Raw genomic sequence first — 23,349 nt, 5'->3', positions numbered from 1 at the left:
AAAGCTTAGAGATTAAATCTTACTAATCTACGAAGTAGCTTTCCTCCATCTCAGTATTTGGTACAAAACGTTCCGTCAGTAAATAAATTAACCCCACTTCTCTAGGTAAATTGTCGAGGCGGTCTAGTGCAGCGTTTATCCGAATGCAATATTCAGGGGTGATGTAAAAACGGTGGTTATCCAGCCAGTTCCTTGGCTCGTGATAGTTGTCTTCTGTAGCCGTTTCCAAAGCGATAATATTTTTTTCAACTAGTGACCGACTAATTAATGGTCGTAGCTTAGGAATGATATCGGCTGTTCTATCCTCTGAAATCACAATAGCTAATCTTTTTTTGTTTCCCTGCTTAACATATCGTACTGCTGAGTTATAGCGAGAGCCCCTTGATGGAGTGCAGTCATTATTAGCTGTGCCATCAAGAATGACGCCTATTGCATGACACACTCCATGGCTGTCAAGCAAAATAGTTCCATCGATACCACTAACACGATGCAAAAGTTCTTCGGTTAGTTTTGTTGGAACTATTTGAGATCCTTGTCTGATTAATCTGCTGGCTTCGTCGGCGGCGTCTTCTGCAATAACAATCATACTCCCATGAGCAAGACTTAACTGATGGTTCAGCATATCCCACATATTGAGAGCGTCCAATTCAGAAGATTTAGGGAATAAGCGTTTGTAATTCGCTACAAAGGCTGACTTATTGAAAGGCTCTTGTGCCAGTTTGGGCTCTCCATAGCGGCAACGAAGTAATATATTGTTTCCGCAACGAATTTCCCAATAGTAATGATCAAGGAAATCAACTGTAAATGCGTCTTGCAAGCTTGCGTCATGAGATTGCACTAAGCGACCAAGACCATAAATTTTCCGACTATCCGCTATGATGCTCACGTCCGTTGTCGCCATCTGTAGGATTTTTCTGACCCATCTATGCTCCTCAAAGGGGACAGGTTGGGCGAGTCTTATTAAAAACGAAACTGATGGATTATCTGGATTTACGAGTAACATACGACCAAGACCCTTTGTCCCTTCGTACATTAAGGAAGAAATGACATTTAGTCGTTCGTACATATCAGTATAAATATACCGTTGCTCAATTGCGATGCCAGGAGTATGCATGAAATCCTTGGCCGCAATACGGATCAGTTCAGCAACACTTCTCATTCCATTCATTATGAAACGCCCAGGTTCAGGACTTTTCAGTTCGGCAGTTGCTTCGCGAAGAATAGCATATATTGATGAATGAATAAGGCTCGCGTAGCCCGTTGCTTGCCTTCTATCGACCCGTGGTTTAGTGGATAGCGATGGATACTGTATAAAAATAGTGTTTGAAACTTGGATAACTGTAGCTACATAGTAATCACCAACAGGCCAAACATCACCACAAAAAGAAGTGACATTATGTGTTATGTCATGATTCTGTAATTTTTCTAATACACTGCTACGCACTGAATCTCGTTTCATCACTTCCGGCTTGTCACGCATGCTAGCTTCATCGCCGTAGAACATATTTTTCAAATCATGGTTTTCATATTTTGATTGAATATCCTCCAATAGGCCATCAAATAGTGATAGACGCCATTTCCCTTTTTCTGGTTCTATACATACTGGATTCTTTAGGTGGTTATCTTCCTTTCTAGCTCCAACAAGTAAGACATCTATTTCGGCATCAGCCCCTAATGTTCTGAGTACATCCCTAGTGAGCAACTTGATATTAAGCTGGAAATGCTCTTGGTATCCCCACATAAAGAGATCAATGTAACGTCTAGTCATATTTTAAATGAAACCCTTAAATTACCTTGCGCCTAAATCAGTTAATTTGATGCATACTGTGACTTACTGATGTTGAGTTCTTACTCAAGTAAAAATGATCTTAGTTGGCTTTCTCTTGATGCAAAAGATTCACGCCCCCGCTGCCTAAGAATGTTGAGTTTTTTCAGATTGTTCTCAAGTAGATCTGTTGCCATTTCCGGCCTTTCAAAAGTGTCACTTATTCTTATCGTTGCCACATCTGGAAAAAGGACTGTCCTTAATTGATCCATTGATTGAGTGTTGATTTCGAGAGTCTTTTGCAATAGGTCAATGCTATTGAAGGGAATTTTTTTGACTAAACTTACTAGAGGCTTCTTTGGTGTTGGGTAGACACCCACGCCTATATTGACGACACGTAAGTCACAGTGTTTTTTTCCAAATCCTTTTGTTGAATCAGCTATAGCGAAAAGTGTTGGGTTATTTGCACAATAACCTCCATCAACCAGTTCAATGGTGTCTCCAATTGACGTAGTTACAAATTTTCTTTCAAAAAACGGATAGGCTGAGCATGAGGCTTGTACTGCATCTGCAATTGATACTCCAAATCCTGGGACAAAAGTTGCCTTCATGCCATGAGATTGCCTAACATTACTTTTAAAAATCATCGGGCGCTCAGACATCCATTTTGCCGCAACAATACCTAAATCAGTTTTCACATCAGCAAATGTCTTTTGCTCGAATACATTGTTAGCTAAAGTCGCTAAAGCTGCTGTTCTTCCCTTTTTTGTGAGGCATGACATAATCGATGGGACATGTTTCTTATACAACTCATGTATCTGATCTATTTCAAAACCAAGAGCAATGAGCGAGGCGATGATTGCTCCAGTACTTGTTCCGTAGATAAGGTCGAAACGCTTATATAGAGGGCAACCTAGCATTGCCTCGATCTCTTTCAGAACTCCTAATGTGTAGAAGTGTAGTGGTCAACTAATTTTGGCCACATCGTTGTAGCCAAGCCAGTACCTGCGCTCGGATTCATTCGGAGCCAAACCACCGTTATAGTGATGTGGCCTGAGCTGGCTGTAATAGCCCAGCATGTAATTCAGTATCTCTCGTTCTGCTTGAGCAAATGAGCTGTAACCTACGGTCGGAACCCATTCTGTCTTTAAGCTTCTGAAGAAGCGCTCCATCGGGCTATTGTCCCAGCAATTACCACGACGACTCATGCTTTGCCGAATTTGAAAGCGCCACAGCAATTGCCGGAACTTGGTACTGGTGTAATGGCTGCCTTGGTCTGAATGGAACATCACTCCTTCAGGCCGACCTCTGGATTCAAACGCATGACTAAGCGCCTTGCCGGTTAATTCACTGTCAGGCGAGAACGACATGGCCCAACCAATTGGTTTTCTTGCAAATAAATCCATCACTACAGCTAAGTAAGCCCAGCGGTTGCCTGTCCAGATGTAGGTCACATCGCCACACCACACCTGATTTGGTTTGGTTACGGCAAACTGGCGCGCCAGCAAGTTTGGGATATCAATCCGTTCACTGCCTGTCTTTTTATATGAATGCGCCGGTTGCTGGCAGCTGATAAACCCTAGTTTTTCCATGCATTTAGCCGCCAGGTATCGGCTCATTTTAACACCCTGAGTGCTTGCCATCGTTGCAATGCTGCGAGAGCCTGCGGAGCCATTGCTGGCATCAAACAGCTCACGGACTTTGCTTAGCCGAACAACCTGCTCTGGCTGAATCGCCTTGGGCTTTTTCCAATACTTAAAGCTGCTGCGATGGACTTCAAACACCCGGCACAACTGCGCCACGGCATAACTCTGCTTGAGCTGAGCAATTATCGTGAATTGTTCAGCGAGTCCGACATCAAGAGAGCTGTAGCCTTTTTTAGGATTTCTTTTTCCAGCTCTATCTGTTTGATTCGCTTCTCTAATTCGCGAATTTTAAGTTGGTCTGGCGTCATCGGTGTGGCTTTGGGCGTGATGCCTGAGCGCTCTTCACGCAACTGCCGAACCCATTTATCCATGGTGGATTTACCAACATTCATCGCTGCCGCTGCTTTAGCAACCGAGTAACCTTGGTCGAGCACCAGTTGGGCACATTCCAGACGAAATTCTGGGCTAAAAGTAGGTCTTGTCTTTTTGTTCATCATGTCACCTAATTGCTTACGAGGTATAGCATAACACCTCTAATCAGGTGGCCAAATTCAGTGTGCCACTACAATACAGATACCCTGTATCAACTCTCTTATTAGAGCAAATGAGTGACGGGTACTAACAATGCTTGTTGTGTCAGTCTTGTTTATTCAAATCATCATTTCTTCGCCTAACAATTTCTTGCAACTGCGATAACAGTTTATCCGGCTCAGCTGTTGATTTTTCCGCCTCTAATGCAATGACATCTACTTCGTGTCGTGACCTTCGATTTATTCTCCAATTGACTTCAAAATCAAGTGCTGCAATTAAAGTAGTAATGACCGCTGCTAGTGCTGCAAGAATCGCTGCAATGTCGCTGCCATCAGTTTTAAAAAAATCCAATTTACCTATGACAGCTGCACCCGTACTTAATATTGCAGACACAACTAGAAGAGTCCTATATCCAACCTTCCAGCGCCATGCTGAGCGCCGATAACCTCGTTCATAATCCGCAAGCATAGTGCGAACCTTATCCAGAGTCGGTGTGTCATCTTGCATCTTGAGAGCCTCCATCGAATTGCATACCAGTTAAAAATGGTTACTCATTAATACCCGCTATCGAAAGTGCCTTGCTCCTGACAACAGCTGCATGTTCAAGTCCTTTCTTAAAACGGTCTTCTGCGGCTGTGATTTCGTTTTGATCTCCTTGTGCTGTCAGAATCGCCTGTGACAAAACTTTGTAGATGCTTGCGATATGAGCTTCATATGCCGCAGCGATTGCTTTTTTTACATGTTCCATAATTGTCTCTTCCTGTTGTTATGAACTTAATTAGTAATCAGACTCGTTAGATTACTGAGGACAACTAACCCCGTTTGATAATGCTATCTAGTCTGGCGACATCATTATCAGTTTTGATCTGAACCCATAGCGGGAAATGATCACTAAGCTGCCAAGTCAGTTTCTTCGTTGGAACATCTGTACCTTTAAACAGAGCTTTCATCAGATCGCCGCTTGAAAAGTCTATAACCCCGCCTTTGCCTGAATAGCTAAAAGCCCCTTTGGCTCTGTGGAGTATTTGATCGTATCGTTTATGCCCAGGGCTAACTGCTGTGTCATGAATGCCCTCAAGGGCTTTTGGCATTTTCAACTTACTGTTTACGGTCAATGCTTTGTAAAATTCATCGCCAATTTTGGGTATATTAAAATCCCCAACAACGATAATGTCCTGATCAAAAACTTTATCTGCACTATCGTCCCATCGACTGGAAATCCAATCACCGAAGCTTTGTAGTTCTTTGAGACGACCAGCCTCGTCTCCCCATCTGGCGTGCATAGCGACCATGATGAAGTCAAAGCTGCCTGCTTGAAATGAAGCAATGTAAGGTGATCTCCACCATGACTGTTCGCTAATGTACTCGGAACCGACTTTTTTCCTATTTGGCTGCGCTTCTGCGGCTAAGCCAGTAAAAGTCACCATACGCTCGTCATATAGATATGCAGTGCGTTCCCAGTTTCCTCCAAAATCAGCTTGCCAGTCGCTCATCACAAACTTCCAGTTCGGCCCTAAGCGTTGCAGCACTCTTTTTAGTTCAAGCAGGTCGTTACGTAATTCAGTAATTGCAATTAAATCAAATTGATAGAATATTTGTGCGATAAATAAAATGGCGTCATCGGTGCGCGGCTTTTTCCCAAAATCCCTAATATTCCAAGTCGCAATATTAAGACTGACATCAAGCTTAGATGCTGGGATTTTTGATTCATCTATCCGTTCAATCAAAAGTTTCAAACGACCAGCCATATCTGACGACACGTTGGAGTAGTCCATAATTCGTCCCTGTTTTATGTTCAGAAAAACAATAGACGACAATGGTAAATTTGCAATGATGAGTATTGTTCATTTAGACAGGCCTAAGAATCTTTCCCATGCAAATAGCTGTTTAAGCTTCTACCATGCCCAAGATTGTCACTAACGGATTGGGCTATGGTCGAGGATACTGATTTACTGGACAGCCGGTTACGCGAGATTAACCGGCTAAAACGCAAGCTGACCTTTGGCAACATTCCTGCTTTTTACCATTCTGTCGCAACGTCCCTTGGCATGGCCGAGGGTATGTTTAAGTATGGTTTTGATAACTCACTGGATATTCTGACCAACAAGAACAATTGGAATGCGAAGTTGTTAGGCGGTCGGGATGACGGACTTGGGCATATCGATTGCCCGAACAAGCCACGTATTTCTATTTATAAGGTGTTTACCCCACAGGGTTTTGAGATCCACTGTATCCCTTGGCGTGGCAGTCGGGAGTTTGACTATGAGCTGTCGAACGACCCAAACATGGATTTCAGGTTCTGGCAGCCTGGCATTATGAAAGTTGTGTTTCGTCTGTCGCAGATGCACACCTTTATTAAGCTGTACTTTCAGCATGGGGATGAGGCGGACTTACAGCTGATCCGTTATGCCCATAACCTGAGCGAGGACTTTATAGACAAGCTGGTGCCACAGTTTAATGCCCAGAAAGTTTATGGTGTCAGTATCAAAGGCTTCTTTGATTTTGCTGAGCAAAAGCATAAGGCGGGTCAGGAAATCTATTTACCCTCGGTTTATTCGTTTCAGGATAATTAATGGATATCGCCAGTCGGTGTAAGGATGCACTGAGTCTGTATTATCCCGAGGCTGTTGTCACTTTGCTTGGCCACTGGACTTTTCTGGTTGAGACTGTGCCAGTGCGTATGGTGCTGATTTCTGAGTACTTACAACGCGACCTTGCCAACTCACCTGAGCAAACCACAAACAAAATTAAGCTGTATCTGGATGCTGCCAGTGTTCGTGACTGGCAGCAGTTAGGCGATGGCAGCTTATTGTTATTGTTGGGGTAGAGGAAGTAACGCAACCAGCGTAGCCCCCTCTTGCTGTGTAAAGCTCAGTGTACCGGAGTAGGCACTTACTCTGTCCTGTAAGTTAGCCAGCCCAAAACCACCGGATATACCTTGGGTTGTGTTCGTGCCATTATCCTTCACTTCAATGCGAACTAAGCGCGGATTTAACTCGATGACTAACCAGCATTGGTTGGCTTTACTGTGTTTGACGATGTTGGTTAGGGCTTCCTGTGCAATCCGGAACAGCAGAATTTTTAAATGCTCAGGTAACGAGTCCACTTCATCAGGCACAGAGTATTGGTAGTGAATGTTGGCATGTTCCAGCATGGCTGGCAGTGCTCCTTGGATCAGTGCCCCCCTCAAGCCATACACTTCCAGAAGCCGAGGCCGCAGGCTGTGCATCATGCGATAAACCGATTCGTACAACTGCTCTATACCATGGGTAATTTGTGTGATGCTATTACGCTGTGAGTCAGTGGTTACTTGCTTTGCAAGCAGAGTGATTTGCAGCTTTAATGCGGTAATGCTCTGGCCTAAATCATCATGTAGTTCATCGGAAACCCGTTTGCGTTCATCTTCTTGCAGGGTTGAGAACTTCTCTGCCAAGCGCAAGTTATGGGCCGTAAGTTCTTGTTGGTATTCAAGGCTACGGCACAGTTCCGAGTTCAGCTGGTGCTGAGTTGACATTAACGCACCAAAGTAGAGGCCAACTGCATTCATCATTAGCACAAACACCTGAACCTGTTGCATGGTGAGCGTACCAGACTGGCCGTAAAGCGAAACTCCCACAAAGAGGTTGAGCGCGAACAATGACAGTACAGAACCCAACCAGCCGAAACGATAAGCAAAATACATCATTGGGATCAGGCACAGTGCAATCAGCAGATACATCGACCCCGGCTCACCATGCAATAGTTGGTAAAGACCCGCTAACCCAACACCAAGCATTAAAACAGGTGGCAGAAGAGGTGTACGTGTTTTGGTGTTCTGTTCTTGTGTGAGCTGGTAAATACCTGCCATCAATGGCGCAACCAATAGCATGCCGATACTGCTTCCCATGGCAAAAGAAAGCCACATTTCTAGTTTTTGTGTAGCCGGAATGTTCTGGTAAAAAGTTGAAAAGTACACCAAGTCAGTGGCGTTCACCATGGCCTGAAAAACTAAAGTACCGAGCATTGCCAAAATGTAGGCGGGTTTTGCAAGGTCAATACTCTGGAACTTGGTTTTTAGCCAAATCACAGGCAAGACATAAAGCGCCCGAGTGGTGGCCCACTTCAATAACGCATAACCCAGCTCTGGAGGTACATTACCGTAATAGTGGGTAATGCCTCGGTTACATAAAAACTCAGTGAAGAGTAAAGTTGGCCAGTAACGCCATGGCAAAATCAGTAAAAGCGCTAGTCGTGCCCCTGTTGGCATAAACCATGTAGACCAGCCTTTATGCGTGAAGAAGTTTTTCGACAGCGCATAAAGCGCGACAAACAACAGCGCATACCCAACAAATACAGCAAGATGTCGCAGTATTTCGCGCAATAGTCTGTGACTAAACAGGAATTCCTTTTGCATCAGTATCTCTTTTGTTAAAGTCGCCACTATCGGCTTCACAAGGACTGTCTTACCGTTATGGCGCTTTCTGTACTACTGGTGGATGACCACCCTATTGTTCGCTCTGGCATCCGTCAACTGCTTGAGTCTTCTGCTGATTTTACAGTAGCTTACGAGTGTGGCAATGGTGCTGAAACTCTGCGGCTTGCCGATAAGCCCTTTGATATCGCCATCATCGATTTTGCTCTACCTGACACCACAGCTCCGGAGCTGATTAAGTCACTTAAAATCAGTCGACCCGATGCAAAATACATTGTGGTGTCTATGTATGACACTAACCCTTATGTTGCACAGTGCCTTGATGTGGGTATCAGTGCTTACTTATCTAAACGTAAAGTGGCCGACGAACTGCTGAATGCAATGCAAGGGATTGAAGAGAATCAAAATTACTTCAGCAGTGATGTGTTAAAAAATATCTCTTTGACGAACAAAGGACTTGATAACACCGGCTTTAAAGAGTTGACCCCAAGAGAGCATGAGCTTTTCATGTTACTGGCAACAGGTATTGGCATTAAAGGCGCATCTAAAGTGCTTGATGTCGCAGTAAAAACCATTCATTCCCACCGTACCAACCTTTTAGCAAAACTCGGCATGACAACGGACTTCGAGTTAGTTCGTTTTGCCTTGAAACATAAGCTCATTAGCATTCAAAACCTCATGCCATAGATATACCTCATAGCCTGAAAATCAGACTCGGAATATTTCTTAGAGAATGTGAGAAAAAGGCTGAAGCCGCCACTTCGCTGTGACGTTACTCTATAGCTGAGTTCGTGTTTTGAGCAGGTTCTGGCAACAGCTCTAACGGTGAGCACTGTAAAGTTGCCGCCAGCTTATAGAGCATGTCGAGTGAGATATTGGCTTCGCCGCGTTCAATGCGGCCTACATAGCTTCTGTCCACATCCGCCAGATGAGCAAGGTCGTCCTGGGATATACCCAAGCTTTTACGCTTTGCTTTGATGTTCTGTCCGAACTGGATAAGTAAGTTGCTCATTCACCACCTGTTTTGTACAGGTGAACTATCCAGTTTTGCAGCTTTTACTGCCACGGATTATAATCCGCATTTATAAAATAGATGCGGATACGGAATCGCTTTGCCCACTCTCTCGGCGGCAACAAATTTCCATTTTATTTCATGAAGATAAATTCATGATGCTCTCCAAAAATAATTAAAGTCTCTTCGTTTCCTGACGATAAGTAAGCAAACTAAATGAGGATTATAATCCTCTTTTGCTAAGGGACTTTTGCGATGTCACTTGTCGTCAACACAAACATTTCTTCACTCAATGCCAGACGTTTCATGAATATGAACACGACTGGACTAGATACAGCCTTTCAGCGATTGTCGTCTGGCTTTCGAATTAATTCTGCTGCAGATGATGCTGCAGGTTTGCAAATCTCTAATCGGCTGACAGCGCAGATTAATGGCTATGAGCAGGGGGTACGAAATGCCAATGACGGTATTTCGATGACGCAAGTTGCAGAAGGTGCGTTTGATGAAATGACGAACATCGCGCAGCGTATGCGGGTACTGGTGCTGCAATCCAAAAATGGTGCTTACAATGTCAGTGATAAAACGGCCATTCAGACCGAACTTGATGAGCTTAAAAAGGAATTTACCCGCATAGCCAACTCAACGGAGTTTGCTGGTATCAAGTTACTGGACGGAACCTTAAGGCGGAATTTTCAGGTGGGAGCTGATGCTAACCAGACTATTCCCGTGAATTTAGATCGAGAGGGAGGCTATACCGCAGAGTCGCTGTTGTTGTCTGAAGTAGTGGTCGATGGAAGCGATGGGATTAGTGCATCAACGCGAAATGGCATTCTGAATAAGAGCGGTACTACTTTTACCATACCATCTCCGCCCAAGGCTGGTGCTATACAGGGGCTTCAGGTTAGTGTGAATGGCTCACCTTTTGTTGCAGTCGAAGATGGCGCAACAGGAAATCCATTTGCTCCGACTCCGGTAATTCCAGGGCAATATACGTTTGGCGATGATTTCTTTGGTCCTGATGGTGCAGTGGACATAAATCTGCAGAATTTTGTTATCGCACTAGGGTACTCTGCTGGCACTGCAGGACAGCCGTTTGTAGCTGGGGTAAGACAGGTTAGTATTGATTGGACGGACCATTCGATTAAAACAGTTGGGGACTTAAACCTGCGCTTTCGTATCGCAGGTGAAGCCCCTGACTACCTTTCAGCCAAAGCCATTCAAGCCGAGATAAGTTCGATCACTGGTATGTCTCCTGAACAAGTGGGTCTTCCTTGGTTTGAAATAGAAGCCGAGGAAGAAGAGACCATCTTTGAAACCAACGTCGCCATTATTGACGATGCGATAGCCCTGCTCGGCGATGCAAGAGCAAAGCTGGGAGCGACTCAGAACCGTTTCCAATCCACCATCAGGAACATTTCTAATGTGGGTGAAAATCTTCAAGCAGCCAGAAGCCGAATCAGGGACGCAGATTATGCTGTAGAGACTGCCGAACTGACCAAGCGCCAAATTCTCAATCAGGCCAGTTCAACGGTGTTGGCGCAGGCGAATCAGCGGCCATCATTAGCGCTTAGCCTACTCAGTGGATAATTCCTGTCTATCCGTTCAGAAAGTTGCAAAAATCTTACGAAATTGAACAATAATATTTTAGTTTACTTGTTGGGGAAATAGCAGTGATAGAAGAGCCATTTGGATCAATTGCCTTACCATCAGAGTTACAAAACTTATATCTGGAGGTTTCAGAACACTTAAGGCATAGAGGGCGATTTTCTCTGCCCCAGCATCTGAAATTTCGGATAGACATGTTTGTCGATAGACAAATTGAATATGGTACAAAGATCATCGAAAAAGATACTGTTTTTTATCGGGCAAGAATCGCAGATGCTGGAAGTTATAAGCTTTTCAACCATAGCGAAATGGGCGCGCCCCCAAAAGGAAATGCTGCGCCCGGTCGTATAAATCCGGAAGGTATTCCATATCTTTATTTAGCAGATAGCCCAGCAACGGCTATTGCGGAAGTTCGTCCTTGGAAAAAAGCTGAAATATCCGTTGGAATCTTTAAGATGACAAGACAAGTGAAGGTGGTTTCGTTTAACTTTAGAGACCAACTAAGCAGTGCTGTGACAGTTGATACTATTGAGACACCTGAAACTCTAAGCGAAGTCAATTCGCTCATTAATGGGCTTGTATTAAAAGCACTATATTTCTCTGTACCAGCACATAGTAACGACAAGTATGCCTATCTAGCGAGCCAATATATCTCCGAGGCATTTAAAGACCGAGGGCTAGATGGTTTAGAGTACAAGAGCGTTTTGCATAGCGAAGGTGTAAACACTGCCTTGTTTGATGTTAATGCGGCAACCTGCTTAGAAGTCAGTGGCTATGTCATTGAAGATGTAGAATATAAATTTAAAAAACATCAATTGATGTAGCAAATCATCCCTTGGCAAGGGTATTGCTTTGAAGTTCAGAAAATAGTCCAGATGATGCACGTTGGAGTACAGTTTAAGCTAAAGTATGAGTGCCAGTGATAATTGGGTTCTGCAGGACGCAGTTACCATGGCGACAGGGAGGTGTTCTAATGCCAGATCATGATTTAGCCTTACGGGCATTGCGCGAGGCTGGTCACAAAGATACTGTTGAGTATATTCAGACCCTTGAAGCACATAATCAGTTGCTACAAGAGGAATTAGAGCGAGTTCTGACGCTACTTACTGAGCAAGTCTCTCTGAATCAACAATCCCGTGTTGCTGAGCGTGCAGACCCTGTTCTTAAATACACCCGAGAATATTCAAGTCGTCAGCACTGACTAAACGCACTTTAATGCAGATTTCATAGCTTAAAACGCACGTTAATTACAGAAACTGTCCAAACGCATGTTAATCAATGATTTTGAGCTGAAATGAGCCACAAAATGCACGTTAACAAACATTAAAGTGCATTGATAAAAAAGGATTTAAAATGGGATCTTCAAAAATTGTAAAGCGTTTTATAAAGAAGGATTTTGGCCCAAGAAAAATGCAGCTGCCAAGGTCTTTAGATTTCCTTTCATCAATAAACTTCCATGCCATAGTTGAAGAAAAGAGCTTGGGGCGAACAGTTAGAACCGTGGAAGTTAAACCTACAACGCTGAGACGGTTGATTGAACAAAGGGATTTCTTAGATGAGTATTTAGCTGAAATCGTTGATGTTGTTAAAGCGCTGAAATCAGATAATAGGAAGCTTCGGTCAGGTAACAAAATGTTAGTCGAAAATCAACAACGCGCTGCTGAACTTTCATTAGAGCTAGAAAGTGCTCAAAAAAAGATAGAATATCTATCAAGTCAAATTGTGCCGTCAACCAAGTTAAGTAAAGACAATATTAGCCTTCAAGAAGAAATAAAAGTTTTGAAGCAGAAAGTAGAGAACTGCAAAGTTGAAATAAATATTTTGGCTCAGGATCGAAATAAATTGACTGTTCTAGAGCAAGAGAATGAAATTCTTCATGATAAAGTTGAGCGCTTAGAGAAAGTCAATGAAAAACTAATGGAGAACATAGAGGCGACTAGAGATGATAACATTCCTAGGGCTGACAATATATTCTTTGGTAGAGGTTCTAATTTGAAAAGATATAATACAAAACCATACAGCGGTGGAAGAGCGCGTTAGGTCTGCTAGTTAACATTTGGGGTCTAATAAAGCACTTTAATAGTTATTAAAGTGTAATTTCCACTTCAGAACAAAAATATTAATTTCGTTTGATGTGTCACGTTCTGAAATATTGATGTGAGAAAATATGAAAATGCGCTAGGGTCTGTTTTCATCATGTATTTGAAAAATTTAATTATTGAGTAATATTATTCTATTCGAGGGTGGGTTGCGTCGCGCTCGGCTATTTATCAGGGCTGCGATATACTGGTTAAAATTCTATATTGTAGTTTTGCAACTGTATACGCTCGGCTTAAAAACCTGAAGAGAAATCTTCCTGCTCGAATAATCAAGGAAATTAGGATAGCTAAATGTATGTATTTAAGTATTACAGGCCAAATTTGTACTTTGACAAGGCCATAAGATATAACGAGCTCTATTTTGCGGCAAATCATGAGCTAAATGATCCGAATGACTTGAAAGCTATATACTATTTTGAAGATAATCCAGAACTTTGGGGGAGAATTTTAAATATCCAAGGGATCAGCAGTTCTTGGAGTTTGTCAGAAATAGTAAATACGGAGTGCAAGTTTCTCGCTGGTAGTCTCAATGATATTTTTAAAGGTAGGGAAATCACCTCCATTGATAGCTTCGGCTCTCTTAAAGGGGTGCTTGACCTCTGCAGTGGACAGATTATCGCTGCATTTGAAAGCGCCTTGCTTAAAAAGGAAAATGAATTAAATAGTCCAGCAGCTAGGGTAGAGCAATGTAAAATAATATTGACCGAGCTTCTGAGTAGAGCTATCAATCATGAGTTCTATAGTGTTTCATTTTCGAAAGACGCCCTTAATTCAATGATGTGGGCCCACTATGCAGAGGGTTTCAATGGGTGCGTAGTTATCTACGCATCAAAAAACAATGAGTTCTTATTGTCTCATAATCCTTTTTCTAAAAATGTGTATAGCTATAAACTGAAGCCTGTTGATTATGTGGATTCTAATAAATTAATCCCTATTTTAGAGTGCGTGACATCTGGGAAAGATAAGGCTGAATTAACTTTTTTGCAGAAAAATTCTTTCTGGAAATACGAGGGTGAGCTGAGATCTTTTACATTTACAAAGTTAAACACCCATATAATGGCGGGTGCCTCCCATAGGGCGACAAAGCTAAAAACAACAGATCGCAAGCGAATTCTATATCATGATGCCAGCCTTATAGCTGGAGTGATATTTGGGCCCCGAGTTAAAGCGGAGTATCAGAGTGAAGTTGAGTTCATTCTTCATGATAATCGCTATCATAGAGGACGGGAACCATTCTTTTCGCTAAACACTATTTTGAATAACAGCGGAAATATTGAGATTAGTAAAGCATCCCAGGTTTCATGTCTAGGTGAGAATCCTATGTTCTCGCCATTCGAAGGTGACAAGTTAAAAAATTTATTGCACGGTCTCAATATACTTAGCAGTTCTAGCTAACGTTGGTGTTGACCTTCCCCCAAATTTAAGGCGATGACATTAATGAGATTTCCAAAAATGTCTGTCAGGTGAGGCTAGGTCGTCTCTTAAATCAGTAATCTAAGGCCTTTATAGAAGAAATCATCTGGGTTCTAAGTTTATCTAATTCGTTAAATAAAAACTCTTGCTTTCTTTGCAGGCTTGGTAGATCCATGAGGTCAGAGTCTCTTTGAATCTCAGATTGAACCATCTCAATGTAGTTGTAAGGTTGAAGATCGAAGTTACTATTCTTAATTTCGTCAATAGTAACTAGGCGAGAGGTTCCAACAACTTGGAGACGATCTTTAAAAATACGATGTATCTCATCGATTGAGTATGCGTCCAGTTCATTTTGTTTTTTGTTCGTATTTAATTTTCCGAAATCTATCATGAGGATTTCTTGTTTAAAACGAGATTTGTCTAAAACTAAGATATGTGTTTGTATATTGGTGTGAGGAAATAATCTAGGTGGTAAGCTGATGATTGAATCAATTACTCCTCGCTGTACAATATCTTCTCGTATATTTCTTTCTTGACCACCTCTAAACAATACTCCAGTTGGAACTATTATTGCCGCCTTTCCTGATTTCTTTAGATTATCCAAAGTGTGCAGTATAAAAAAGTAGTCTGAGTTTATCTTAGCAACTCGGCCTGGAATTTTGAAGCGTTGAGTAAGATTCTCCAAGTCAGATTGACTTAGTTTCATAGAGAATGGAGGGTTGGAAACAATAATGTCAAAGGGTGAGCCATATGTGGTATCGATCAATGAGTTGCAATGCCTTAGGTGAGCATCTTCGCAGCCTTGGATATAAAGGTTCAATTTTGCAATTGCTAACGCATTTTTATTTATATCCGACCCTGTGAGGCTTATTCGATCATCGTAATGAACATCATCATTGCCACACAGGTATCTTTTTAACGAAACGAGAAAACTACCGCTACCGCAAGCTGGGTCGTAGATAGAATCTCCAATTTTTGGATCGGCTATTTTAGCTACGAGTATGCCTACTGATGATGGAGTGCACATCTGGGCAAGATTCAATTTATCGTAGGACGCGAATTGATCTATTATTTTGGGAAGAGTGTCTTGAAACCCAAATCCATAATTGAATACTTCATCACAGAATATGCTTTCTAATGATTTATCTACATCATCAAATAATTCTGACAGTATTATATACTTGTTTTTATATCTATCTGCATCCTCTAGGAGGTTTGATAAGTCTTCAAAAATTTTTGCGTGGTTAATGTTTGAATCTATTTCTTCTTTGTTACTATTTTCTATTTCTCTACAAAATTTTATCCGATTTCCATTTTCTTTTTTTCTTTCTGATACGTGAATGGCAAGAATGAACAGTAATTGTTTTAGTGATTTTTCAGATAGATGTGATTTTAGTGCTTTGTTGATTGCACCAAATACCTTTTTGAATAATTCGTCTTGGGCTGTTGTCATTGATTTTTTTGTCCTAGTATGGCTATATCATTTATTATATTACCATTTTCTATTATCTTGTGGATGATGTCCTTTTGCTGCTGCCAGTTTTCCGATACCTCAATAATTCTTTGTTGTTCTTTTATCGACGGTATGTTTACTCTCAATTTCTCTAAGTCTGTTTTTTTTATAGCCTTTTGAACTGTTCCTGTTGCTAGCTTAGAGATATTTTCTTTGTAGTGGTTTGTGTTTAATAAGCGAAACAAAAATTTTGGGAGTACAACGTTTACATTACATCTTATAATTGCTACTTGGTTTAAAGTAGTTACTGGAGTTATTGATTCAGGTTCGAAAATTGCCACGTCAAATCTAGAGCCTCGCAGAGGAACCAAAATATCCCCGCTCTGCAATTTAATTTTAAGACCGTAAACATCAATATCGGCAAAAGGAAGACCCGATACTAAGCTTATAGATTCTGCTTGAATGTCTTTAATCTGTATCAATCTGACACCTAAGTCTAGATCAGACTCCGCTCTAGAGCGGAAAGTCTGACCTAGGATTACGTCAGTGATATCAGCTAGCTCAACTAGTTGACGCATCTGTATCTAATACCTATTGGTTAACTCTCGAGTTAATGTTTAAGGTGTAAGTCGTTGTGTTAGTAGTAGCTAAACTACTACTTATGCTGTAGCTGACGTTAAGTTCAAGACTGTTACTCAGTACTAGTAATAGTAAGAAGCGCAGTAGCCAGTTAGGGTTGCTACTACTGGTAGGTTTGTTGTATTCTCTAATAGTCATATATCTAATGCTCCAAAGCTAGATGTTGTGATTTTTTGCTCAGAGTTCTGTTACTAGCATTACTCTCAGCTGCTAACACAGTGCAGTACGTTGCACTACTGCACTGTGTCAATCAATTTACCTCGGGTTCTACTGACTGTCAAGTGCAGTATGTGATTGTACTGCAAATAGTTAACTGGTTAGGCGATGCTTTGCGGGTAAAAGGTTTATGTCTGGTTGAGGAGCGGTTGTTTTTTCAGTAAGTTGCTAAAAATTCTGTTTTGATTTTTTTTAACTTTTGAGCTCGGTGCTTTACACCATATAGACCCTCGATGTTCGCAATTACTCTCAGATTTTTCTCTATGCTCTTTTTGTCAGGTAACTCCATTCAAGATAGCTGCCGGGTAAGTAAATGGTGATTCCTATTACTTACATTCCGTAAAATCATCTGAATACTTGTCTGATGGAACTCATAAGAACCTTAACTTCTCAACTCGACAAAATGCACGGATTTGCAACTACCTCTTCAAGCCATAATAGTTTAGAAGTTCACTAAATGATTTTTTCTTTGAGGGTTCAGCTTTTGCCATTCGGTTTTTGTTCTTGAAAAGTGTCAGATTATCTTCAGCTTCACCTTCAAACTTTGTTTCATGGATTGGTAGCCCTCGTTTTAGGCGCTGAGTCCAACCTCGTTCAAATTCGTCATACTCGTTACTGGCTGGTGGGTAGGGATTCAAATAGGCTTTCGAATGAAATCCTTCGTAAAACTCTTTACTTCTTGTTTCCATAAACCAGAAATCCCCATGCTAAAAGGAACAATTAATTTGTCTCTGTGATGCAGTTGTTGGGCTGGGCTAAAACATCCCTGTAAACAATTCCTATCGCGTATGGCAGGTTGGACTACAGTGATAGCAGCCGTCAATTTTGCTACTAGGGTAACGCCTCTTGGCTTCTAAAACGGCGGACTGACAAGTTGAGTGCTCACCCAAGTCAATTCTGTTTGGTAGATCTGGTAACCAATTGCACGTATTGGTGTTATGTACTTCATGCTCGCCTGTTGTCTGAGCATTTTTGTTGAGAATGTATCTAGCCATAATAACCTCTGGATTTAGTGATTCTTAGAATCTAATTTGGAGTTGAACGATAGTGCTCACGAACCTTCGTACCATCTTTTTTGGTATGGGATGGAACGTGAACCTTCTTCTTTCCGCTTTGTGTCTTAGCCATCTAATGACCCTCTGCATTGCAAGTTTAGGTATGGCTGCTAAAATCCAGATCCGGTAAAAGGAAAGCAGCAGCCGTATGGGTGATGCTTTGGTGGCTGACCAACCGCAAATTGGTCAGCTACTGCATCTGAATCTCATCTCCAGTTTGTGCCAGAAATCGATCCAGATATGAGGATAGGCTTGGTTTTTGCGTAATGCGAACACCAGTTATGTGTTTTTTTACAGGCTGTATGCAATGTCAGTGCTTGCTCGCATTTTGTACGTTGTAACAAAAGGGATAAACTAAATGCAAGCACCGGAAATTAATTTTTAAATTTAAATGCATCCTTGCCTTTTGTATCGGTTTTCCCACTTCATGTACCGTTCCTTCCACAGCTTAGCTAACGAATCCTTTTGCTCCCACTTTTTCTCGATGTCTTGCTTTGCAGGTAAATCTACACCAGACAACTGCTGGCTGAACATTCGCGGTATGACATGGCTGTAGTGACGTTCAATCATTTCTATACTGGTGCCACACTGACGGGCCAGCACATCAATAGTCACTTTTTGGGCTATAAGTTCCCATGTGATGAATGAGTGACGCAGGGAGTAAAGTGTTCTTTTGCCGTGCGGCGATTGGTCCAGTTCCATTTCTTTCAAGGCAGTATTAAATGTACGACTAATTTCGTTAGTGGTGGAACCGTCTGGTAAGCGGAATAACAGGTCTTTGGCCTGACGGTTAGGAAAGCGCTCAGTTAGTCGCCAAATGGTATTTTGCAAAGCCCGCTTGCAAACTACCTCACGAGTGCCAGTATGCAGTGTGGTCTTGCCTTTACGTACAGTGATAAAGAATGTGGCCTTGTCGTCATGGCGTTCAATATGCAAATCTCCCCATGTCAGGTTATCCAGCTCAGTGCCAGGGCGCATTCCGGTATGAATTACAAATTCCGCGTAGTCTTGCGTCAGCTCCCTGATCTGCTTTGTAACCTCTTTACGGCTGTTCTGTTCCAGTTGATACAGGTGTTCTTGAATCCTTTCGTACTCCGCTGGTGTAAAGGCCGCTCGTCTTACAGTATTAGTCCCTTCAGTCGTGAGGGATGGTATTTGCATCTGCAGCATCCATTTATTTTCGACTGCTTCCTTAAATACCATCTGCATGGCGGCGTTATGAGTCATAAGGGTTGAACGAGCTGGCCTACGCTTCATCTTGTTCTCACGCCAAAGATCAAAATCACGCAGCTTTTCACTATCTATAGATGTGATATAAGTCCGATCAAAAAATGGGATATGGTAGTTTTGCAGAGCGCCTATGTAATCCTCGTAGATGGCCTTACCTGCTTTACGGGCAAGGTCAGCCTTCATGGTGGCAACAGCCTTTTCTGCAACGTCTCTGAAGCGTTTACTGGTGGTTAGGGTATTAGTCTCTGCCCGAATCTCATGTTCGATGAAAATCCGGTGAGCCATGGCGATAGCTCGGTCTTTGTCCGTTTCCTTGGTGGCTTTGCAATACCACTTACCCCAAAGCGAAAATCTGACATACCAGTTCTTGCTATTGTTCTGCAGAAAGATGTACATTCCCGGCTTGATGTCATGGCGCTCTAGCTGAGTTGTCATGGCATCACCCAAAAACACGATGAATTAGAAATAGCAGGAAACGTGCTGGCAGATAAGGGTTGTAGGAAAGGGATAAAGTTGGTGGAAATTTGATTGCTGTGCATGGCTTAGTCCGAATAGCGTTATGCAAAGAATTTGCAAAGTGTCTTGATAGTGAGTGTAACCCACTGTTTAGTAAACTGCTATTTTAGACGCGCTCTATTCAAAATCCGCCGATGAATAATCGTGTCGGTTCGAGTCCGACCCTAGGCACCAAAATATTCTCTTCTATCTGCTATATAAATTCTATGCCGTAAGGTTATTTCTCGTTCGAGAAAAATTTTCATTACACTAATTCAAAGATTGGTTTCTCAAACATTTGTTTGGGGCTTCAGACTGTAACTGATTCTGTTATAGTGACTTAAACAGTACTGTTAACTATCAGCGATGTAGAAGGATTTGTTCGGATGGAAATTGAAACGTCTGGCGCGGTACAGTTATTTTTCCCTTCCCCTTCACTTAGTTTGGTTTATTTTGAAGCTATTGCTAATAGCCTTGATGCAGGTGCAACCAAGATAAGTGTTGAGTTAGATTTGTTCTCTTTTGATAAGCCGGACACCCTCAAGGTAACAATTAGAGATAATGGGGACGGATTTAACGACGACAATTTTGAACGATTCAAAACATTACTGAAGCCTCGAGATGAATTTCATAAAGGGATTGGTCGGCTTGTTTACTTGCATTATTTCGGTCAAGTACAAGTTGTTAGTCGTTGGCAAGGTTTTGAGCGTAAATTTGTTTTTACGGAAGACTTTAATGATGAAGCCTTATCTTATCCAACTACCCAATTGAATGAAGAAACAACTTTAGTTTTCTCCAGTTTCTTAGGTAAAAAGATTAACTCTTATGATGATGTTCGCCCTCAAGTATTGAAAGAGCGGATAATAGAGCATTTTTTACCTACTCTTAGCCAATTCATAGATTCTGGTCGGGATTTTTGTATCGAAATTTTATCAAGAGTAACTGAAGGAAATAATAAGAAAGGATTTGGTTCTGAGTCTGTTAGGATAACTGCTTCTGACTTACCATCACTAGAGACGCATTCTATTAATTGTGAAGAACTTGAGGTTTTTCAAACAATTGACATGCGTTTCAACGTAAAATATACCGGTGGTAAATGTTATCATTTGATTGCAGTTTGTGTTGATGGTAGGACTATCCCAATAACTTTATTCCCCTCATCGAAGATTCCTACTGGTTACTCAGTAATATTTATATTTTCATCTGAGCTTTTCAACATGAAAGCAGATAGTTCGCGGCAGAATTTTAATCTTTCCGAAGACCTATCTAAATCAAAATTGTATGAAAGGTTTAAGAGAGAGATCGCTAAAATATTAGCTGATAAAATCCCTCAGATTTCTTCAGTGAACCGCCAAATAAATGACCAGTTTGAAAGGCAGTTCCCTCATCTTCTTGGCTATTTCGATAATACTGTAATAGGCTTTTTGGATAAAGATGCAGCTTTAGATGCGGCACAATCAAAATTTTTCAAAAGTCAGAAAGAAATCCTTCAGGCGGAACACCTTGACGAACGGACTTATGAAAAATCATTAGAACTTTCAGCACGAACACTAACTGAGTATGTCCTCTATCGTGAGAAAATAATCAGTAAGATGAAGGAAATGCATGCTGAAAACTCTGAAGCTGATATACACAATTTAATTGTGCCTAAGCATACGAAGCATTCCCAATCTGACACCGTGAAATGCCTGTACCAGAACAATGCTTGGCTATTAGATGATAAGTTTATGACATTTAGAACCATCTTAAGTGAAGCTAGAATGAGCGAGGTAATAAAGGCTGTAACCCTCGAAGACGATAAGTCTGAAGACGATGGAAGGCCAGATATTTCAATGATCTTCTCTGCTGATCCCAATGATAATGCACCTGTTGATGTTGTTATTGTTGAGATCAAAAAGAAAACTGATGTTGAAAAGGATAATCTTTATGCAATTACACAGCTGTTACAAAGGGCTGAGAAGTTAGTTGAGTTTTGCCCTAATATTCAAAGAATGTGGTATTACGCGGTCATTCAAATTAATAAAAATTTATCCAACAGACTCAGGCAGATGAAGTGGACTCCTCTTTATTCAAAAGGTGATGTGTTTTATCAAGAGTATGATTCAGCTCGGCCTGATGGAACAATCGTACCGACACCGACAACAGTGATGTCATTTGATGCCATAATCTCTGATGCTCAAAGTAGAAATCATACTTTCCTCGAGATTTTGAGAAGTAGCATGAAAGCTGTCGCTTCGGATGCATAAAATGCTTGTTAATTGCAATGTTAAGATATTTGAACCGTACTTCTGATATGAAAATAGAGTACTCCTCTACCACCATATTGCCTGCTTCCTTGCAGGCACGTGTATTTATGGGAGGTACAATTTACATATGAAATGGACCGGACAAGGAAAATCCATTTGGAATGCACTCTGGTATGCTCTGTAAATCGTGCTTACTGGTGCTTCTTACATACGAGTCATGACAGTCATGTTGCTCGGACAATTGCAAATACCGTCCGTTAGTTCTTTCGACAAAGCAACTACAAGTAACCCCAACAAAATCCTTATAGTGAGTCTTTTTGGCTAATGGCCTAGCGGTAGTGTACCGTTCAACAAATGATGAATTTCGGAATATAGTTTTTTTCTTTCCGAAGTATTTATACCGCTCGGCTTCGTGGATATCGTCCAGAATCAAATAATCTTTATATCCGCCATCCAAATGCTGTGGGTGTTTCGTTTTGTCGAAGTCCCACCATACACTTAATCTAATTTCGCCATAACCTATATCATGCCAATTAATGATTGACTTAAATCCAAGCAACTCAAGTTCCAGATAGCCAGCTTTAACTGGTTCAGTACAAAGCATATCTATCAGTTTTTTTTCAATGAGGGTATTTAATGCATGTCCCAGTAGATGCTGTCTAGCAATCCTAGGTGTCTTTATTATTGAGGTCTTTCTGGCTTGTGCTTTTTGTTTACTAAGTTCTTTCATCGCTTGCGGCCAAGTGGCAAAACCACCGTTCAATTTGGCGACCACATCAAGTGCTTGTGTAAGAGTTAGTTTTGGTTGTTTCTGGTCTTTGACAAGTTTTTTGGCATCAGCTCTACATCTGTCCACTGAACGGCCAGAAGGAAAACAATTGACTTGGTTCGTCATTTTAAAGCTCCTGATACGCAATAGACGCGCCGCCAACGACTCTTGCAATCAAGAGGATCTTTGATGAATAAGTGTTGGTCAGATGGGACCTTCGCCAAGGGCGGCTAACAGGCGTCACTAAAGCCTACTTAAAGCATATCAGCTTAGACAAAAACTTCAATAGGGCTATTTTGCTGCTTATTGAATATGCATTAGAGGGGGCGAATAGAATTATCAAAACAGGATTTAATGGATCTCAATTACGAATACGTCGATTTTGAAGTATGTGCAAAAATTCCGCTCCCACACCGGATAGATGTCTGATGCTTCTTCTATCCGGTAATACCCGTACTGGGTCTGAAACACGCCTGCCCCAAAATCAAAATCCAAGTCTTTGACCAGCTCGGCATAGGGTCCAATGCCTGCATAGCAAAAGTCGGTGATGTACAGAATGTGCCATTCGTCGCCTTTGCGCTTTAGCATGATCTCCACCGGATGGTAGCCACCCTTTTCTGCGCTGTAGTCTGGGTCCCTGAAGTTGATGGTGACGCTGGTTTTGCCTGTAAGGTCTTTTCCCTTCAATGCCTCTTTGATAAGGCCTGTCAGTTTATCGCTTACTGGGAACGTCAGACTGGTCGTGCTGATATTCATCGTGATTC

Annotated in this window: 22 protein-coding genes and 2 pseudogenes; 10 read left to right on the top strand and 14 right to left on the bottom strand. The window is 41.7% G+C overall.

Going from position 1 to position 23,349, the window contains the following annotated elements:
- Positions 1-22 precede the first annotated feature (22 nt).
- The 6 genes from AC53GJ_RS04235 to AC53GJ_RS04210 form a co-directional block, all read right to left on the bottom strand.
- Complete coding sequence (locus AC53GJ_RS04235; RefSeq protein WP_496731294.1) at positions 23-1,768, bottom strand: anti-phage protein; 1,746 nt, start codon at positions 1,766-1,768, stop codon at positions 23-25.
- Positions 1,769-1,848: 80 nt separating this feature from the next.
- Positions 1,849-2,685 carry an anti-phage phospholipase gene (locus tag AC53GJ_RS04230; RefSeq protein WP_496731293.1) on the bottom strand — a complete coding sequence of 279 codons (837 nt, stop codon included), beginning with the start codon at positions 2,683-2,685 and terminating at the stop codon, positions 1,849-1,851.
- 45 nt (positions 2,686-2,730) lie between these two features.
- A protein-coding gene (locus AC53GJ_RS04225; RefSeq protein WP_496732760.1) for an IS3 family transposase occupies positions 2,731-3,905 on the bottom strand; the annotation gives its coding sequence in 2 pieces (ribosomal slippage) (positions 2,731-3,638 and positions 3,638-3,905; 1,176 coding nt in all).
- Between the two features lie 142 nt (positions 3,906-4,047).
- Positions 4,048-4,449, bottom strand: coding sequence for a hypothetical protein (locus AC53GJ_RS04220; protein ID WP_496731292.1), 402 nt, complete (start codon positions 4,447-4,449; stop codon positions 4,048-4,050).
- A gap of 40 nt (positions 4,450-4,489) precedes the next feature.
- Positions 4,490-4,690: a hypothetical protein gene (locus AC53GJ_RS04215; RefSeq protein WP_496731291.1), complete on the bottom strand. Its 201-nt coding sequence runs from the start codon at positions 4,688-4,690 to the stop codon at positions 4,490-4,492.
- A gap of 64 nt (positions 4,691-4,754) precedes the next feature.
- Positions 4,755-5,717, bottom strand: coding sequence for an endonuclease/exonuclease/phosphatase family protein (locus tag AC53GJ_RS04210; RefSeq protein WP_496731290.1), 963 nt, complete (start codon positions 5,715-5,717; stop codon positions 4,755-4,757).
- Positions 5,718-5,873: 156 nt separating this feature from the next.
- Here AC53GJ_RS04210 and AC53GJ_RS04205 point away from each other — a divergent pair, with 156 nt between their 5' ends.
- Both AC53GJ_RS04205 and AC53GJ_RS04200 read left to right on the top strand, forming a co-directional pair.
- Positions 5,874-6,515 (top strand): hypothetical protein, encoded by a 642-nt coding sequence (locus AC53GJ_RS04205; RefSeq protein WP_496731289.1) that lies wholly within the window; start codon positions 5,874-5,876, stop codon positions 6,513-6,515.
- On the top strand, positions 6,515-6,769 hold the full coding sequence (locus AC53GJ_RS04200; protein WP_496731288.1) for a hypothetical protein: 255 nt from the start codon (positions 6,515-6,517) through the stop codon (positions 6,767-6,769). Before AC53GJ_RS04205 ends, AC53GJ_RS04200 begins: the two co-directional genes overlap by 1 nt.
- On the opposite strand, the gene AC53GJ_RS04195 is transcribed toward AC53GJ_RS04200, so the two are convergent.
- A complete protein-coding gene (locus AC53GJ_RS04195) occupies positions 6,755-8,335 on the bottom strand; it encodes an MASE1 domain-containing protein (RefSeq protein ID WP_496731287.1) in 1,581 nt (526 codons plus the stop codon). The genes AC53GJ_RS04200 and AC53GJ_RS04195 overlap by 15 nt on opposite strands.
- 57 nt (positions 8,336-8,392) lie before the next feature.
- Here AC53GJ_RS04195 and AC53GJ_RS04190 point away from each other — a divergent pair, with 57 nt between their 5' ends.
- Entirely contained in the window at positions 8,393-9,040 is a 648-nt protein-coding gene (locus AC53GJ_RS04190) for a response regulator (RefSeq protein ID WP_496731286.1), read from the top strand.
- 85 nt (positions 9,041-9,125) lie between these two features.
- On the opposite strand, the gene AC53GJ_RS04185 is transcribed toward AC53GJ_RS04190, so the two are convergent.
- Complete coding sequence (locus AC53GJ_RS04185) at positions 9,126-9,365, bottom strand: helix-turn-helix domain-containing protein (protein ID WP_496731285.1); 240 nt, start codon at positions 9,363-9,365, stop codon at positions 9,126-9,128.
- A 255-nt stretch (positions 9,366-9,620) separates the two neighbouring features.
- Between AC53GJ_RS04185 and AC53GJ_RS04180 the strand changes: the two are divergent.
- The 6 genes and pseudogenes from AC53GJ_RS04180 to AC53GJ_RS04155 all read left to right on the top strand — a co-directional run.
- Positions 9,621-9,983: pseudogene (locus AC53GJ_RS04180) on the top strand (flagellin N-terminal helical domain-containing protein); the annotation flags it as partial.
- A 744-nt stretch (positions 9,984-10,727) separates the two neighbouring features.
- Positions 10,728-10,952, top strand: a pseudogene (locus tag AC53GJ_RS04175) (flagellin); the annotation flags it as partial.
- 83 nt (positions 10,953-11,035) lie between these two features.
- The gene (locus AC53GJ_RS04170) at positions 11,036-11,794 is read left to right on the top strand and encodes an RES family NAD+ phosphorylase (RefSeq protein WP_496731284.1); all 759 of its coding nucleotides are present in this window, start codon (positions 11,036-11,038) and stop codon (positions 11,792-11,794) included.
- Between the two features lie 149 nt (positions 11,795-11,943).
- A complete protein-coding gene (locus tag AC53GJ_RS04165; protein WP_496731283.1) occupies positions 11,944-12,171 on the top strand; it encodes a hypothetical protein in 228 nt (75 codons plus the stop codon).
- Between the two features lie 152 nt (positions 12,172-12,323).
- Positions 12,324-13,010, top strand: coding sequence for a hypothetical protein (locus tag AC53GJ_RS04160; RefSeq protein WP_496731282.1), 687 nt, complete (start codon positions 12,324-12,326; stop codon positions 13,008-13,010).
- A 350-nt stretch (positions 13,011-13,360) separates the two neighbouring features.
- Positions 13,361-14,464 (top strand): DUF2971 domain-containing protein, encoded by a 1,104-nt coding sequence (locus AC53GJ_RS04155; protein ID WP_496731281.1) that lies wholly within the window; start codon positions 13,361-13,363, stop codon positions 14,462-14,464.
- Between the two features lie 91 nt (positions 14,465-14,555).
- Here the strand turns inward: AC53GJ_RS04155 and AC53GJ_RS04150 are convergent, their stop codons facing one another.
- The 4 genes from AC53GJ_RS04150 to AC53GJ_RS04135 all read right to left on the bottom strand — a co-directional run bounded on the left by AC53GJ_RS04150 (position 14,556) and on the right by AC53GJ_RS04135 (position 19,510).
- Complete coding sequence (locus AC53GJ_RS04150) at positions 14,556-15,935, bottom strand: HsdM family class I SAM-dependent methyltransferase (protein ID WP_496731280.1); 1,380 nt, start codon at positions 15,933-15,935, stop codon at positions 14,556-14,558.
- Positions 15,932-16,513, bottom strand: a complete 582-nt coding sequence (locus tag AC53GJ_RS04145; RefSeq protein ID WP_496731279.1) for a restriction endonuclease subunit S — start codon at positions 16,511-16,513, stop codon at positions 15,932-15,934. Before AC53GJ_RS04145 ends, AC53GJ_RS04150 begins: the two co-directional genes overlap by 4 nt.
- Positions 16,514-17,209: 696 nt before the next feature.
- Complete coding sequence (locus AC53GJ_RS04140; protein WP_496731278.1) at positions 17,210-17,479, bottom strand: hypothetical protein; 270 nt, start codon at positions 17,477-17,479, stop codon at positions 17,210-17,212.
- A gap of 753 nt (positions 17,480-18,232) precedes the next feature.
- The gene (locus AC53GJ_RS04135) at positions 18,233-19,510 is read right to left on the bottom strand and encodes a tyrosine-type recombinase/integrase (RefSeq protein ID WP_496731277.1); all 1,278 of its coding nucleotides are present in this window, start codon (positions 19,508-19,510) and stop codon (positions 18,233-18,235) included.
- Positions 19,511-19,956: 446 nt separating this feature from the next.
- On the opposite strand from AC53GJ_RS04135, the gene AC53GJ_RS04130 reads away from it, so the two are divergent.
- Positions 19,957-21,816, top strand: a complete 1,860-nt coding sequence (locus AC53GJ_RS04130; protein ID WP_496731276.1) for an ATP-binding protein — start codon at positions 19,957-19,959, stop codon at positions 21,814-21,816.
- 121 nt (positions 21,817-21,937) lie between these two features.
- On the opposite strand, the gene AC53GJ_RS04125 is transcribed toward AC53GJ_RS04130, so the two are convergent.
- Both AC53GJ_RS04125 and AC53GJ_RS04120 read right to left on the bottom strand, forming a co-directional pair.
- A complete protein-coding gene (locus AC53GJ_RS04125; protein ID WP_496731275.1) occupies positions 21,938-22,711 on the bottom strand; it encodes a hypothetical protein in 774 nt (257 codons plus the stop codon).
- Between the two features lie 225 nt (positions 22,712-22,936).
- Positions 22,937-23,341 carry a DUF2787 family protein gene (locus tag AC53GJ_RS04120; protein ID WP_496731274.1) on the bottom strand — a complete coding sequence of 135 codons (405 nt, stop codon included), beginning with the start codon at positions 23,339-23,341 and terminating at the stop codon, positions 22,937-22,939.
- Positions 23,342-23,349 lie beyond the last annotated feature (8 nt).

It is taken from the genome of Rheinheimera sp. B2H12, from assembly GCF_059620065.1.
Note: the sequence above shows the minus strand (reverse complement) of the source record. Positions and strands in the feature narration are given on the sequence as shown.